Source organism: Arthrobacter sp. 1088 (assembly GCF_031455315.1).
In the GTDB taxonomy this organism is placed as follows: Bacteria; Actinomycetota; Actinomycetes; order Actinomycetales; family Micrococcaceae; genus Arthrobacter.
In genome coordinates, this window is sequence record NZ_JAVDSM010000004.1 from 258,190 (window position 1) to 273,190 (window position 15,001).

Annotated in this window: 15 protein-coding genes and 1 pseudogene; 9 read left to right on the top strand and 7 right to left on the bottom strand. The window is 61.6% G+C overall.

The features are described from left to right. Nucleotides 1-85: 85 nt before the first annotated feature. Nucleotides 86-1,276: an acyl-CoA dehydrogenase family protein gene (locus J2Y41_RS07945; RefSeq protein ID WP_309927802.1), complete on the top strand. Its 1,191-nt coding sequence runs from the start codon at nt 86-88 to the stop codon at nt 1,274-1,276. Here J2Y41_RS07945 and J2Y41_RS07950 read toward each other — a convergent pair. Next, nucleotides 1,251-1,793, bottom strand: coding sequence for a M23 family metallopeptidase (locus J2Y41_RS07950; protein WP_309927804.1), 543 nt, complete (start codon nt 1,791-1,793; stop codon nt 1,251-1,253). The genes J2Y41_RS07945 and J2Y41_RS07950 overlap by 26 nt on opposite strands. A gap of 422 nt (nt 1,794-2,215) precedes the next feature. Between J2Y41_RS07950 and rpsB the strand changes: the two genes are divergently transcribed. The 6 genes from rpsB (at nt 2,216) to J2Y41_RS07980 (ending at nt 7,092) form a co-directional block, all read left to right on the top strand. Beyond that, a complete protein-coding gene (rpsB, locus tag J2Y41_RS07955; RefSeq protein ID WP_309927806.1) occupies nt 2,216-3,058 on the top strand; it encodes a 30S ribosomal protein S2 in 843 nt (280 codons plus the stop codon). A 121-nt stretch (nt 3,059-3,179) separates the two neighbouring features. After that, complete coding sequence (gene tsf / locus J2Y41_RS07960; protein ID WP_224092177.1) at nt 3,180-4,016, top strand: translation elongation factor Ts; 837 nt, start codon at nt 3,180-3,182, stop codon at nt 4,014-4,016. A gap of 121 nt (nt 4,017-4,137) precedes the next feature. Continuing rightward, nucleotides 4,138-4,875 carry a UMP kinase gene (gene pyrH, locus J2Y41_RS07965; protein WP_224092194.1) on the top strand — a complete coding sequence of 246 codons (738 nt, stop codon included), beginning with the start codon at nt 4,138-4,140 and terminating at the stop codon, nt 4,873-4,875. A gap of 117 nt (nt 4,876-4,992) precedes the next feature. Further along, nucleotides 4,993-5,550 (top strand): ribosome recycling factor, encoded by a 558-nt coding sequence (frr, locus tag J2Y41_RS07970; protein ID WP_216925335.1) that lies wholly within the window; start codon nt 4,993-4,995, stop codon nt 5,548-5,550. Beyond that, nucleotides 5,550-6,485 (top strand): phosphatidate cytidylyltransferase, encoded by a 936-nt coding sequence (locus J2Y41_RS07975; RefSeq protein WP_224166946.1) that lies wholly within the window; start codon nt 5,550-5,552, stop codon nt 6,483-6,485. Before frr ends, J2Y41_RS07975 begins: the two co-directional genes overlap by 1 nt. 22 nt (nt 6,486-6,507) lie before the next feature. Then, nucleotides 6,508-7,092, top strand: a complete 585-nt coding sequence (locus J2Y41_RS07980) for a DivIVA domain-containing protein (protein ID WP_224166947.1) — start codon at nt 6,508-6,510, stop codon at nt 7,090-7,092. A 13-nt stretch (nt 7,093-7,105) separates the two neighbouring features. Here J2Y41_RS07980 and J2Y41_RS07985 read toward each other — a convergent pair whose 3' ends face one another. The 5 genes and pseudogenes from J2Y41_RS07985 to J2Y41_RS08005 form a co-directional block, all read right to left on the bottom strand. After that, the gene (locus tag J2Y41_RS07985) at nt 7,106-7,813 is read right to left on the bottom strand and encodes a hypothetical protein (protein WP_309927811.1); all 708 of its coding nucleotides are present in this window, start codon (nt 7,811-7,813) and stop codon (nt 7,106-7,108) included. 67 nt (nt 7,814-7,880) lie between these two features. Next, nucleotides 7,881-9,346: pseudogene (locus tag J2Y41_RS07990) on the bottom strand (cation acetate symporter). Further along, complete coding sequence (locus tag J2Y41_RS07995; protein ID WP_224092202.1) at nt 9,343-9,705, bottom strand: hypothetical protein; 363 nt, start codon at nt 9,703-9,705, stop codon at nt 9,343-9,345. The pseudogene J2Y41_RS07990 and the gene J2Y41_RS07995 overlap by 4 nt, the downstream one beginning before the upstream one ends. Beyond that, complete coding sequence (locus J2Y41_RS08000) at nt 9,702-10,421, bottom strand: LytTR family DNA-binding domain-containing protein (RefSeq protein ID WP_224166951.1); 720 nt, start codon at nt 10,419-10,421, stop codon at nt 9,702-9,704. Before J2Y41_RS08000 ends, J2Y41_RS07995 begins: the two co-directional genes overlap by 4 nt. A 22-nt stretch (nt 10,422-10,443) precedes the next feature. Then, nucleotides 10,444-11,646 (bottom strand): histidine kinase, encoded by a 1,203-nt coding sequence (locus J2Y41_RS08005; protein ID WP_309927816.1) that lies wholly within the window; start codon nt 11,644-11,646, stop codon nt 10,444-10,446. Between the two features lie 242 nt (nt 11,647-11,888). Between J2Y41_RS08005 and J2Y41_RS08010 the strand changes: the two genes are divergently transcribed. Next, nucleotides 11,889-12,269, top strand: a complete 381-nt coding sequence (locus J2Y41_RS08010) for a DUF485 domain-containing protein (protein WP_309927819.1) — start codon at nt 11,889-11,891, stop codon at nt 12,267-12,269. Continuing rightward, the gene (locus tag J2Y41_RS08015) at nt 12,266-13,897 is read left to right on the top strand and encodes a cation acetate symporter (RefSeq protein WP_309927820.1); all 1,632 of its coding nucleotides are present in this window, start codon (nt 12,266-12,268) and stop codon (nt 13,895-13,897) included. Before J2Y41_RS08010 ends, J2Y41_RS08015 begins: the two co-directional genes overlap by 4 nt. 77 nt (nt 13,898-13,974) lie before the next feature. Here J2Y41_RS08015 and J2Y41_RS08020 read toward each other — a convergent pair whose 3' ends face one another. Continuing rightward, on the bottom strand, nt 13,975-14,994 hold the full coding sequence (locus J2Y41_RS08020) for a PHP domain-containing protein (RefSeq protein WP_309927823.1): 1,020 nt from the start codon (nt 14,992-14,994) through the stop codon (nt 13,975-13,977). Between the last annotated feature and the right edge of the window lie 7 nt (nt 14,995-15,001).

Consider the following 15,001-nt stretch of genomic DNA (forward strand, 5'->3'; position numbering starts at 1 on the left):
TTACTCATCAGTAACTTACTACTTGCCGGTAACTTCCGGGGCCGTGACGTGGTGGCAGGTGACCACCACCCTTGAAGGAGCGCACATGTCCAACGCTGCATTTGATGCCAACAACCTCCCCTATGCTGATGGTGACTTTTACGCCTTTGAGCAATTGCTGACGGGCAAGGAGCAGGATCGTCTGGCCGAGGTCCGCCAGTTCCTGGCGCGCGAGGTCAAGCCCATCGCCGTGGACTGCTGGAACCGCGCCGAATTCCCCATGGACCTCATTCCCAAGCTCGCCGAACTCGATCTGGTCAGCCCGGTGCGCCGGCAGGGGTACTCCAATCTGTTTGCGGGCGTCCTCCACGCTGAAGTGACCCGTGCCGATGCATCGATCGCGACGTTCATGGGAGTGCATGATGGGCTATTCACGGGCTCTATCGAGGCCCTGGCTTCCCAGGAGCAGAAGGATGCCTGGCTTCCGGACATTTACTCCCTGAAGAAGATCGGCGCTTTCGGCCTGACTGAGCCTCTGGGTGGTTCAGATGTGGCCGGCGGTACCCGGACCACGGCGCGGCGCGAGGGGGACCACTGGATCCTCAACGGGGCCAAGCGCTGGATCGGCAACGCCACGTTCTCCGATTGGGTAGTCATCTACGCCAAGGATGTGGAAGACAACCAGGTCAAGGCATTCCTCGTGGACACCTCGCTTCCCGGATACTCGGCACGCAAGATCGAGAACAAGATCTCCCTGCGTACTGTTCAGAACGCGGACATCGTCCTGGACAACGTGGTGGTCCCGGACTTCTTCAAGCTGGCCAACGCCAACAGCTTCCGCGATACCAACAAAGTCCTCAAGGTCACCCGCCTTGCCGTCGCCTGGCAAGCCGTGGGGCTTCAGCTCGCTGCCTTCGATGTGGCCCGAGCCTACGCAGTGGAGCGCCAGCAATTTGGCAGGCCCTTGGCAGTCTTCCAGTTGGTGCAGAACCAGTTGGTTCAGATCCTGGGCAATGCGGTGGCGTCAATGGGCATGATGGTGCGGTTGGCGCAGCTTGAGGATGCGGGGGTTGCAAAGGACGAGCAGTCAGCATTGGCGAAGGCATTCACTACCGCACGCATGCGCGAAAGTGTTGCCCTTGGCCGCGGCATCCTGGGCGGCAACGGCATCGTCACGGATTACGAAATGGCCAAGATATTCTCCGACGCCGAGGCCATCTACTCCTACGAAGGCACCCATGAGATCAACACCCTGGTGACCGGACGCGCCATCACCGGCGTGTCCGCGATCGTCTAGGTGGTCCTTTGGCGGTGAGGACCTGGTCCAAGGGCAGCAGGATGGAAGGCCGCAGGTCTTCCACGAATCCCAAAGGGTTCACGTAGTCCTCGCCGCGGCGGACGCCCCAATGAAGGCAGGGTGTTCCGCTGCAGTGCGCCAGCGCCACGGAGCCAATGGACTCGCCCTTGCGTACGCGATCTCCGGGCTTCAGGTCACTCGTCACGGGTTCAAAGCTGCTCCGGAGTCCGTCGCCATGATCGATCGTGAGGACCGGACGGTCAACCACGACGCCGGCAAAGGTCACCACGCCGTCGGCAGGCGAGGCGACCAAAGCGCCGTCGAGCACTGGCCCCAGGTCTACGCCGCGGTGCCCGCTGAGCCACGGCTTCTCTGGCGGATCGAACGTCCGAACGACTCCGGGTTTGGGGGAGAGGGGCCAGCTCCAGCGCTCGCCTGTGGGTGTGGATGCGCCGGGGCCTCCAACCACAGTCGCGGCGAGGATGAGCAGGGAAATGGAAAGCTTCAAAATGGCCATGTAGCAAGGCTTTCCGGTCGCGCCCTGCCGTGCCATCCCTGGACTGTCCTATGTGGACAATGTCCCCGACAACATCCGGGTTCGGGAGGTCAAACGAGTGGTGCCGCTGTAGTACACTTGGTGGAGCAGTTTGCTGTGCCCTCAAGCTAATTCAGGAACATGTCTCATTCAGATATGTGAGGGTCCAGAGCTGACTACGCGTATCCAGCCCTCCACCAGCGAAGCCGCTTGGCTTTAGGCTGCGGAGGATTGTGCCTCTTGCGGTCCGGTTGAGCCTTTGCGGCTCCATTCCGGATGAGAAGCGCAATGGATGCCAGGAGCCGCGCCCGTCCGGGCAAAGGCTAAACAACCGTCAACTATTGGCAGGGTAAGAGCAGCCCCATGGGCTCTCTCATGAATGACCTGCCGGAAGGAGCGTCGGCATGCCCGTCGTAACTATGCGTCAGCTGCTTGACAGCGGCGTCCACTTTGGACACCAGACCCGTCGTTGGAACCCGAAGATGAAGCGCTTCATCTTCACGGAGCGCAACGGCATCTACATCATCGACCTCCAGCAGTCGCTGTCCTACATCGACCGCGCCTACGAGTTCGTCAAGGCTACTGTCGCCCACGGCGGCACCGTCCTGTTCGTCGGCACCAAGAAGCAGGCTCAGGAAGCAATTGCCGAGCAGGCTACCCGCGTTGGCCAGCCGTACGTCAACCAGCGTTGGTTGGGCGGTATGCTCACCAACTTCCAGACCGTCGCCAAGCGTATCCAGCGCATGAAGGAACTCGAAGAGATCAACTTCGAGGACGTCGCCGGCTCCGGTTACACCAAGAAGGAGCTCCTGCTCCTCAAGCGCGAACTCACCAAGCTTGAGTCCAACCTCGGTGGTATCCGCAACCTGACCAAGGCCCCGTCTGTTCTGTGGGTTGTTGACACCAAGAAGGAACACCTTGCTGTCGACGAAGCCAAGAAGCTGAACATCCCGGTTGTTGCCATCCTGGACACCAACTGCGATCCCGACGAAGTTGACTTCCCGATCCCGGGCAACGACGACGCCATCCGCTCCGTCAACCTGCTCACCCGCGTTGTTGCCGACGCCGTTGCTGAGGGCCTCATCGCCCGCAACCAGCGCGCCACCGGCACCACCGAGGCTCCGGAAGAGCCGCTGGCCGAGTGGGAGCGCGAGCTCCTCGAAGGCAGCAAGACTGAAGAAGCTCCGGCCGCCGAGGCTGCCGAGGCTCCTGAAGCTGCAGCCGGCGAAGCCGAAGCAGCCAAGTAAATCTGGACCTTCCCTGAGGCCGGAAACGGCATCGGGGGCATCTGACAGGATGGCGGCCCACATGGTGGGCTGCCGTCCTGTCAGTCCGTAAACACACAACTTTCTAGACAGAGGGGTTCACATGGCGAACTACACTGCTGCTGACATCAAGGCCCTGCGCGAGCGCACCGGCGCCGGCATGATGGACGTCAAGAAGGCTCTTGACGAGGCCAACGGTGACGCCGAGAAGGCCATCGAGATCATCCGCATCAAGGGCCTCAAGGGTGCTACCAAGCGCGAAGGCCGCTCCACCGCAGAGGGCCTGGTTGCTGCCAAGGTTACCGACGGCGTGGGCGTAATGATCGAGGTCAACTGCGAGACCGACTTCGTCGCCAAGGCTGACAAGTTCATCCAGCTGGCTGACAAGGTCCTCAACGTTGCAGTCGAGTCCGGCGCTGCCGACCTCGAAACCCTGCTCGCCACCGAGGTCGACGGCAAGCCGCTGTCCGAGATCGTCATCGAAGAGGGCGCTGTCCTCGGCGAAAAGGTTGTTGTCCGCCGTATTTCCCGCGTTGAGGGCACCACGGTTGACGCTTACCTGCACAAGACCTCCAAGGACCTTCCTGCACAGGTCGGCGTCCTGTTCGCTGTGGACGGCGAAGGCGAAGCCGCTGCCACCGCAGCACACGACATCGCCGTCCACGTGGCAGCCATGGCTCCGAACTACCTGACCCGCGAAGACGTCCCGGCCGAACTGGTCGAGTCCGAGCGCCGCATTGCTGAAGAGACCGCCAAGGCTGAAGGCAAGCCGGAAGCTGCACTCGCCAAGATCGTCGAAGGCCGCGTGACGGGCTTCTACAAGGGTGAGGTCCTGGTTGACCAGGCATTCGCCAAGGATTCCAAGAAGACCGTTGCACAGGTCCTCGAAGAAGCCGGCGTCAAGGCAACCGCAGTATCCCGTTTCCGCGTCGGAAACTAGTAATTCATGAAAAGGGGTGGTCACTTCGGTGGCCGCCCCTTTTTCATGCACCCGTCCGGGTAGTATCTGCGCGGACCCACAGCACGATAATCTAGCCAGAGTCCACCAACGGGAAGGCACCATGGAAACCGTCAATACTGCAATCCAGCCCGAGAAGACCCGCCGCCGTGTACTTCTGAAACTTTCCGGCGAGGTCATCGGCGGAGGCAAGCTCGGCGTCGATCCTGAAACCGTCCGCGCTATTGCCAAGCAGATCGCTGCTGCCGTCGCTGACGTTGAAGTAGCCATTGTGGTTGGCGGTGGAAACTTCTTCCGCGGAGCCGAACTATCCCAGAGCGGCATGGACCGGTCCCGTGCGGACTACATGGGTATGCTTGGCACGGTCATGAACTGCCTCGCGCTGCAGGACTTCCTGGAGCAAGCAGGCGTGGAAACCCGTGTCCAAAGCGCCATCACCATGGGCCAGGTGGCAGAGGCGTACATTCCGCGCAGGGCCATCCGCCACATGGAAAAGGGCCGCGTGGTCATCTTCGGTGCAGGAGCCGGCCTGCCGTACTTCTCCACGGACACGGTAGCTGCCCAGCGCGCCCTCGAAGTCCACGCCGACGTCGTACTGATGGCCAAGAGCGGTGTGGATGGCGTCTACACCGCAGATCCCAAGAAGGATTCATCTGCCGAAAAGCTTGATGTCCTCAGCTATGACGACGCCCTGCGCCGGGACATCCGTGTGATGGACCAGACGGCCATGACCATGTGCAAAGACAACAACCTGTCCATGGTGGTCTTTGGCATGGAGGGCGAGGGCAACGTTACCCGCGCCATCCTGGGTGAAACGCTGGGAACCCTGGTTACTCCCTAGCAGCGGCTAGGATATTTCTAGGACCGTCCGCCCCTCGTGGCGGATCTTTACTGTGCATTCCTGTAACGTGCATTGCCGCCCGCAGTTGGGCAGCGACTATTTTCTGAGGAGAAACCCGTGATCGAAGAGACCTTGCTCGAAGCCGGCGAGAAGATGGACAAGGCGGTTGAGGTAGCCAAGGAAGATTTCGCCTCGATCCGTACGGGCCGGGCAAACCCAGGGCTCTACAACAAGGTGATCGTGGAGTACTACGGCACTCCCACTCCGCTGCAGCAGCTCGCATCCTTCGCAGTTCCGGACGCACGGACCATCCTCATCACGCCGTACGACAAGACGGCCCTGCGTGACATCGAGAAAGCCTTGAGCGATTCCGAAGTTGGCGCCAACCCCTCCAACGACGGCAACATCATCCGTGTCACCATCCCGGAGCTCACCAAGGAGCGCCGCAAGGAGTACGTCAAGATCGTCAAGGGCAAGGGTGAAGACGCCAAGGTCTCCATCCGCAGCATCCGCCGCAAGGCCAAGGACGCAATTGACAAGTTCGTCAAGGATGGCGACGCCGGCGAGGACGAAGGTTCGCGCGGCGAGAAGGAACTCGACGCCATCACCAAGCAGCACGTCGACAGCATCGACGAACTGCTCAAGCGCAAGGAAGCCGAGCTGCTCGAGGTCTAATGAACCAGGCAGAGCCGGCACCCGCTGGGAGGGTCCCGACACGCGATACGAGCAAACGCGTCAGGCGTTTGCGAGGTAACCCGACGCCGAAGGCAGGCCGCAATCTTCCGGCCGCCATCGGCGTCGGGCTTGCCATGCTTTTCGCCGTTCTTGGGGGATTGCTTTTCCTTCCGCTTGGCTTCGTCCTGCTCACCACATCGTTTGCGGTGCTGGGCGTTTGGGAAGTCTTCAGGGCCCTTGAGGCCCAGGGAACCAGGATGCCGATCATCCCTGTGATGATCGGAACGCTGGTGATGCCGGTTTCCGCCTACTTCGGCGGTTTGGAAGGCTTGCTGTTCACCATGACCGCAAGCTGCGTCGCGGTTCTGCTGTGGCGCTCCATCGAGAGTGCTGCAGGTGCTCCCCGAAGCGTTTTCGCGGGTGTCTTCACTCTCGCCTGGATACCGTTCCTGATCAGCTTCGCGGCGCTCCCACTGCATGCAAGCGGTGGCGCGACTCCAGTCGGCCTATGGCCGGACGGGATTCCAGAGGGAGCCTGGCAGATTGCCACCATGCTGCTTCTGGTCGTTTCGAACGACACGTTCGGTTACATCGTTGGCGCTTCCTTCGGGAAGCACCCCATGGCACCGAAGATCAGTCCCAAAAAGTCGTGGGAAGGATTTGCGGGTTCTGTCGCGGGCGCCATGATCATTGGCGTTCTCGCGTGTGTCCTCATTTTGGACAAACCGTGGTGGGTTGGCCTGGTGCTGGCTACCGGCATGGTTGCTGCTTCGACGGCGGGAGACCTCGCCGAGTCCATGGTCAAGCGCGAACTGGGCGTGAAGGACATGAGCAGCATCCTCCCTGGCCACGGCGGCGTCATGGACCGTTTGGACTCGATCGTCTTCGCGGCTCCTGTAGCCTATGTTCTGTTCGCGCTGCTGAGCGGCGTCTGACAACCCCGATGAAGGAAAATTAGTGGCTTTGGATATTCGTCGCCAGATTCCCGCAACGTTCGATCGCGTTGAGCGCAGCAAGTACGGCTACAACGCCAAGCAAGTGGATGCGTTCCTTAGCCGCGCCAGGACGTCTTTCGAGAACCCTGTGGGTGCCGCAGATCAAGTGTCCAGCACGGACGTGCGCGATGTAGCTTTTGACCCGGTCAAGGGTGGTTACGACGCCAACAGCGTCGACGCTGCCTTGGACCGGCTTGAGGACGCCTTCGCACGCCGGGAACGCGACGACCTCATCAGCCAGCAGGGCGAGGAAGCCTGGCTGCGGCAGATCGGTAAACTTTCCGGCATCCTTCGCGGACGGCTGCACCGGCCCGACGGCGAACGGTTCCGCCGCCCGGCCAAGAAGAAAGTCCGCAGCTACAACGTCCAGGATGTGGACGCACTCTGCGCCGAACTTATCGGTTACCTGGAACACGATCAGCCCCTCAGCGTGGACACCGTTCGTCGTGCAGTCTTCCGTGCGGCCAAGGGTGACGAAGGCTATGAGGAAGCCCAGGTGGATGCATTCCTTGACCGTGTGGTTGAACTGATGGCGGCCATCGACTAAGAAGTCCGCAAAACTACCGTGGCGTTGGAGAGATGGGTGGGTTGTTCTTCCACGCATCGAGGTAGCGGCGCCTTCCACGGGCCAGCGCTGTAACGAAAAAAGCCAGTGCTGCCACTACGGCGACGCTCACCGCTACAACGGCCGGCAGTCCTGCAACCAACAGCGCCGAGCCCACCAACAAGGCGATCAGGGCTGCGTTTACGGTCGCCATGAACACCATGCTGCTGCCGGCAACCTGACTGAAGTCCTTCCTGCCGCCGAAGAAGTAATACGTCCGTTTGGCGCCTTCCTCGTCATCGTGGGATCCAGCCATAAGGTACCTGGCAATGCCGGGGTCCAGATCCAGATATGCGGCGCGCAACCGGTTCATGGCAATGACATACATCAGGTCCTCCATCCCCACGCTCATGACGCGTATGTGGGTTAAGAGCCCCACCATAAGGTCAATGGTGAGGATAGTCAGCGCGAATGCCCTGAAGGCGTCGGAGAATTGCGTAGCCTGACCCACCAGTGCCACACTCAGCAGGCTGGCCGACGTGAAGGTCAGGAACATGCTGATACGCGTGAGGACCTCACCTTGCGTAGTGCTCCTTGAGGCAAGCAGGCTCCAGTGCTCGGTGGCCAGCAATTGCGCCCGTATGCTCGGGGAAGCCGAAGCTTGGGCAGCTGCCGGCTGGCTCACCGGAAGTTCGGAGTTGGCTGCACCCGGTTCTTCGGACATGGCGCCATTGTCCACCCTGCCGCAATGCACGGACAACAGGCGCTGCGCGGACAACAGCTGCCTGCGCTTAGCGTTCGGTAGCTACGGGCCGTTCCGGAACGTGCAGGCGGGACATTACGCGGTTCACGGTAGCGGGCACGCGGTTTTTGGTCCAGAGTGAGACTGCCACTGTCGTTGCGAAAGCCGCCGGGACCGTCCATGCAGCCGGTTGGGCCAGCCAGGCAGGTGCATTGCCCTGGCCCATGACCGTGCTAACCACCATGGCCCCGCCGCACAGCAGCGCGCCGGTCACCATCCCTGCAATTGCCCCGGCATCGGTCAGCCCGCGCCACCAGATTCCCAGCAGCAATACGGGACAAATGGTGGACGCAGTAAAGGCAAAGACGAGTCCAACACTCCCCGCCAGGGCCAGGGTGTCTGTCATGAAGGCAAAACCCAAGGGCACGACGGCGGCAAGCAGCGCTGCGAGGCGGAATCCCCGGACGCTTCCTCCGAAGAGGTCCTGGCTGATGACGCCCGAGAGCGAAACCACCAGCCCGGACGTGGTGGAGAGGAACGCGGCGAAGGCGCCGGCGACCACAAGCGCTGAGAGGAGTTCACCTGCTGTTCCTCCCACGAGCTTGCCGGGCAACAGCAGGACCAACGCATCGGCTTGTCCGGACTGTGCAAGTTCCGGGCGAAGATTCTGCCCACCGCGCCGGAAAGCGTGGGGAAGAGGTAAAACACGGAGAGCAGCCCCAGGACGATCAGTGTAGTACGGCGTGCGGATTGTCCATCGGGATTTGTGTAGAAGCGCACCAAGACGTGCGGCAGGCCCAGTGTCCCGAAAAGCAATGCCACCATGAGCGAAATGTTCTGATAGGCGCTGGCCGCTGGTTGGCCGGTGGGATTGACCGGGAGTTGGGCTTGCTGAGAAGTGCCGTTTCCAGCCAGCACCAGGAGCACGAAGATCACAGGAACGGCCAACGCAGTCAGCTTGAGCCAGTACTGAAAAGCCTGAACGAACGTAATGGAACGCATCCCACCAGCCACCACCGTCAGGCACACCACCAGCACCACCGCCGTCGAACCTACCCACGATGGCAGTCCCGTGGTTATGCGGATGGTGAGCGCAGCGCCATGAAGCTGGGGCACGATGTACAGCCAGCCGACGGCCACCACCACAAGGCTTGTGACGCGTCGAACCATCCTGGAATCCAGCCGCGCCTCGGTGAAGTCAGGGATGGTGTACGCGCCGGAGCGCCGCAGGGGAGCGGCAACGAAAAGCAACAGCATGAGGTAGCCCGCGGTGTAACCAACAGGGAACCACAAGGCATCGGTTCCGGACAGCAGGATCAGTCCCGCGACTCCCAGGAAACTCGCAGCCGAGAGGTATTCGCCGCCAATCGCTGAGGCGTTCCACCACGGCGGGACTGTCCGCGAGGCAACATAGAAGTCACCCGTGGTGCGTGAGATGCGCAGTCCGTAGAAGCCGATGACCGCCGTCGTGATCGAAACTGCCAGGAAGGCGACCAAGCCAACAGCAGGGTTCACTTGTCCTCCACAAGGTCCTTATAGCGCGCTTCATTGCGTGCGGCCGCACGGTTGTAAAGCCAGGCGCTGAGGCCGATCACAGGGTAGATCCCCACCCCCAGCAACAGCCAGTCGAGCGGAATGCCCAGGATCCTTGTCTCAGCAACCCCTGGTCCGAAGACCAGGAACACCGCGAACGAAGCAAGGATCAGCAGGAAGCCGCAGGCCACCACCAGGGCAAGCCGCAACTGCGAGCGGATAAGGGAGCGGACGAAAACACGTCCCACGTCCGAATCCTCGGCGACTTCGCCACCATAGGGGAAGCGCAGGGGAGCCGGTTTCGCTGATTGGCGTGGTGCTGTGACCCGAACGCGCGTCATCCTTGTGGCCGGATGCGCGTGGATTGCAGCTTGTCCCGCACCGATGGCAGGTGGCGCCGGCTGATGGGCAGTTCCGCACCGGCAACTCTTACGCTGGGGGAAGTGGCAGAGAGCTTCAGATGACCCACATGGTTGAGCGCAATCAGGTAGCTGCGGTGGATCCTGATGAAACCGGCTTCCGCCCACTTCTGTTCCAGATCGCTGAGGGGGACACGGATCAGGTAGCTGGCTTCGGCCGTGTGCAGCCTGGCGTAGTCGCCCTGTGCCTGCACATAGCTGACATCATCGCGACGGATCATGCGGGTGGTGCTGCCCAGGTCCACCGTGATCATTTCGGGAGCAGGAGCCCCGTCCTTGATCAGCTCGCTGATCCGGTCAACGGAACGTGCCAGCCTTTCGGCACGCAGCGGCTTGAGGAGATAGTCAATGGCAGCGAGGTCGAACGCCTCCAACGCGCAGTCTTCGTCAGCAGTGACAAAGACGACGGCGGGCGGGCTGCTGCTGCGCGCAATGGCGCGGGCGATGTCCAAACCGGAAAGGGCCGGCATATGGATGTCGAGGAACACCGCGTCAACGGACTCCCGTTCCAACGTCCGCAAAGCCTCGGCCCCGGACGACGCCCGGTGGATGGTGCCGATGCGCGCATCCTGCCCCAGCAGGAAAGCGAGCTCCTCCACGGCAGGCAGTTCGTCGTCAGCGACGAGCACGTTGATCATGATTAAAGATTAGCCCGGTGTGTCAGGCGTCATGTCCGGGCTGGGATTTGGGGACCCGCATGGTGATCAGCGTCCCCTCGCCCGGGGCCGTTTCGATGACGAGGCCGTGCTCGTCCCCATAGACCTGCCGCAAGCGGGCGTCGACATTCCGCAGGCCTACGTGCTCACCGTCTGTATGTCCGGCAAGCACGGACCGCAGGTGCTCCGGGTCCATCCCCACGCCGTCGTCCTCGATAGTGACCTCAGCGAACGCGCCGGAATCGTTGGCGCAGATGGTGATGTGTCCGGGGCCTTCCTTCGCCTCAAGACCGTGCCGGACCGCATTCTCCACCAGCGGTTGCAGGGAAAGGAACGGTATGACCGTGCTCAGCACCTCGGGTGCGATCCGAAGGCTCACCTGCACGCGCTCGCCGAACCGGGCCCGTTCCAGAAGAAGGTAGCGGTCAATGCAGCGCAGTTCCTCGGCCACGGTGGTGAAGTCGCCGTGCCTTCGGAAGGAGTACCTGGTGAAGTCGGCGAACTCCACCACTAGCTCCCTTGCCCGGGCCGGATCGGTATTGATGAAGGAAGCGATCGCGTTCAGGGAGTTGTAAATGAAGTGCGGGCTGATTTGGGCACGAAGAGCCCGGACTTCCGCCTCCATCAGCAGGGTCCGGGAAGCCTCCAACTCAGCCAGTTCAAGCTGGGCGGCAATCCAGTCAGCCACTTCGCCGGTGGCCCGTACCAAGCCGGCTCCGGCCGCAGGCGCCAATGCCGCCACCGATCCGACAACTTTGGAGCCGGCACGGATGGGGGCAATGACGGCACTGAAATCGTGGTGGCCGTGCTCGGATCTTGCGGAGGCCGAATGGCCGGCGTGGGGCACCACGGCAGTCCGGCCCGTCGCCAGCACTTCCGCGGCGAGGCCCATGAGGGAAGGCCGCAGCTCCTCGGCAAACCCGTCCCATGCAAGGACCGAATCGGTATCGGTAATGGCCAACGCGTCGCAGCCCAGCAGCATTCGCAGTTGCTTGCTCGCCTTGGCCGCGCCGGCCGCCTGCAGCCCGCCACGCAGATGCTGCCCAGCACGCGAGGCGGCATGAAGTGTGTTGTATGTGGCCCGTTCAGCATCCGTGCCCAGGTCCCGGAAGGAACGGATCACCTTCAGCCCAACACCCACGACGACGGCGACGGCCAGCACGATCACGGCGATCGCGGCTGCGGTGAAGAGCGGGGAGTCAGGCATAGAGCCAGCGTAGCCGGATGCCCGCTCACATCCTGCGCCGTTTTCCCCAACGTTCTCTCACATCCCACCGGGTTTTCCCCAATGTTCTCTCACATCCCACCGTTCGGCGCAGCATCCTGACCGCTGGGCGACGGTGGCCGCTGGTTCTCTGGAACCGCTGGCACAGCCCGTTCGATAGTGATTGCAGTCACATTGGCAAAGCGTGTGGAGCTGATGTGGACACATCACAATCAGGAGGAACCATGGGTAATGAGGCCCAACCCCAAGACGCAACAGCGTCCGTGGACTTCCAGGAAGTCCAGCAGACGGAACGGTTCAAGACGCTGCGCAAGCGGCACCGCAGGTTTGTCTTCCCGATGGCAGTGGCGTTCCTGCTCTGGTATTTCGCCTACGTTCTCTTGGCCGACTACGCCGTCGGCTTCATGTCCATCAAAGTTTGGGGCAACATCAACGTCGGCCTGATCCTCGGGCTGCTCCAATTCGTCACCACTTTCGGCATCACTGCTTGGTACGTGAGCTACTCCAACAGGAAGCTGGACCCCATCGCGGCATCGATCCGCAATGAGATCGAGGGCCACCAGTTCGATAAGGATGGCAACATGATCCGCGGGGCAGCCAAATGAACACGAACCACATCAGCACCGTTGTCCCCGCGGTCAACGTCGCAGCATTGAAGGATACGACGCTCCTCAACATGGGCATTTTCGCCCTCTTCGTGGCGGTCACCATGGTGATCGTCTTCCGGGCAAGCAGGAACAACAAGACCGCGGCCGACTACTATGCGGCCGGCCGTTCCTTCACCGGTTCACAGAATGGCACCGCGATTGCGGGCGACTACCTTTCTGCGGCCTCGTTCCTCGGTATCACTGGCGCCATTGCGATCAACGGATATGACGGGTTCCTTTACTCAATCGGCTTCCTTGTCGCCTGGTTGGTGGCGTTGCTCCTCGTGGCCGAGCTCTTGCGCAATACCGGCAAGTTCACCATGGCCGATGTCTTGTCCTTCAGGCTGCGCCAGCGGCCGGTCCGCATAGCGGCTGCCCTCTCCACACTCGCGGTTTGCTTCTTTTACCTCCTCGCGCAAATGGCAGGAGCCGGCAGCTTGATTTCGCTCCTCCTGGGCATCAGCGACTGGGGCGGACAAGCTTTGGTGATCATCGTCGTCGGCGCATTGATGATCATGTACGTCCTCATCGGAGGCATGAAGGGCACCACGTGGGTGCAGATCATCAAAGCCATCCTGCTGATCGCTGGAGCTGCAGTCATGACTGCCTGGGTGCTGGCGATCTACGGATTCAATCTCTCCAACCTGCTCGGTTCCGCGGCTGAGGCAGCCAACAACCCTGCCGTTCTCAACCCAGGCCTGCAGTACGGCAAGACGGAGACGTCCAAGCTTGATTTCATGTCCCTGGGCTTGGCGTTGGTCCTGGGCACAGCTGCCCTCCCACACGTTTTGATGCGTTTCTACACGGTTCCCACCGCCAAGGAAGCACGCAAATCCGTGGTCTGGTCGATCTGGCTGATCGGCCTGTTCTACCTGTTCACGCTGGTGCTGGGTTACGGTGCTGCAGCTTTGGTTGGAGCAGACACCATCAAATCGGCCCCAGGCGGCGTCAACTCTGCCGCGCCCCTGCTGGCCTTCCACCTCGGCGGGCCGCTGCTGCTTGGCTTCATCTCCGCCGTTGCTTTCGCCACCATCCTTGCCGTTGTTGCGGGCCTGACCATCACGGCGGCAGCCTCGTTCGCCCACGATATCTACGCGAACGTCATCTCCAAGGGCAAAGCCGATGCAACCACAGAGGTCAAGGTGGCCCGGCGCACCGTAGTAGTGATCGGCATCCTGGCCATCCTGGGTGGTATCTTCGCCAACGGCCAGAACGTGGCCTTCCTGGTGGCTCTCGCCTTCGCAGTGGCAGCTTCGGCCAACCTGCCAACCATCGTTTACTCGTTGTACTGGCGGAAGTTCACCACGCAGGGCGCCGTATGGAGCATGTACGGCGGATTGGCCTCGGCCATCCTGCTCATCACGTTCTCGCCCGTGGTCTCCGGTGCAAAGACGTCCATGATCCAGGGAGCCAACTTCGCGTTCTTCCCGCTGAGCAACCCAGGCATCGTATCGATCCCTCTTGCCTTCCTGCTGGGCTGGCTGGGGACCGTCCTGGACAAGCGCCGTGAGGATCCAGCCAAACAAGCGGAGATGGAAGTCCGCTCGCTGACAGGTGTCGGTGCAGAGAAAGCGGTGGAGCACTAAGTTCACCAAGAATCAGGGCCAAACGCGGGGGCTCCTCTGCCATACGGCGGGGAGCCCCCAGACGCGCCAGCAGTAACTCACTTCTTAAGGCTGAGCCATTCCTTCAACTGCTCCAACGGCCATGTGGTGACGATCCGTTCCTTAGGCACGCCAAGCGCCTCGGCACGTTCGGCGCCGTATTGAAGGAAATCGAGCTGGCCGGGGGCATGGGCATCACTGTCAATGCTGAACAGGCAGCCGGCATCAAGCGCCATCTTGATCAGTGCGTCCGGAGGGTCCTGCCGCTCCGGCCGTGAGTTGATTTCGACGGCGACACCCCACTCGGCACATTCGGTGAAGACCTTGGCGGCATCGAATTCGGACTCGGGCCTAGTGCCGCGGGATCCTTGGACCAGACGGCCAGTGCAATGCCCCAGGACGTTCGTGTGTGGATCACTTATTCCACCAAGCATCCGCTTGGTCATGGTCTTCTTGTCCGCGCGCAGCTTCGAGTGGACACTGGCCACCACCACGTCCAGCCGGTCCAGCATTTCCGGCGATTGGTCCAGTGTCCCGTCCTCAAGGATGTCCACTTCGATGCCTTTGAGCAGGCGGAAGCCGTCCTGATTGGCGTTGATCCCTTCCACCACACCCAGCTGCTTTTCAAGCCGTTCTACGCTGAGGCCGTTGGCGATGGTCAGGTTGGGGGAGTGGTCAGTAAGGGCCAGGTATTCACGGCCCAGGGTTTTGGCAGCAGCCACCATGGTTTCAATGGGTGAACCGCCGTCGGACCAGTTGCTGTGGCTGTGCAGGTCGCCGCGTAACGCTGCCTTGAGCGTGTCGCCGCCGGATGCCAACGATTCCGCGCCACGCTCGCGAAGGTCGGCCAGATAGTCGGGCACCCTGTCTTCCATTGCCTGGGTAATGACTTCCGCGCTTCGGTCCCCAACACCTTTCAGGCTGGTGACTCTTCCATTTCGGACGAGCCTGGCCAGCTCGTCGGGCGGAAGCTGCCGCACGGCGTCGGCCGCTTTCCTGAAGGCCTGGACCTTGAAAGTGGGGGCTTGGCCGCGTTCCAGCCAAAAGGAGATTTCTTCGAGCGCCTCAACGGGATCCATGGCTCCA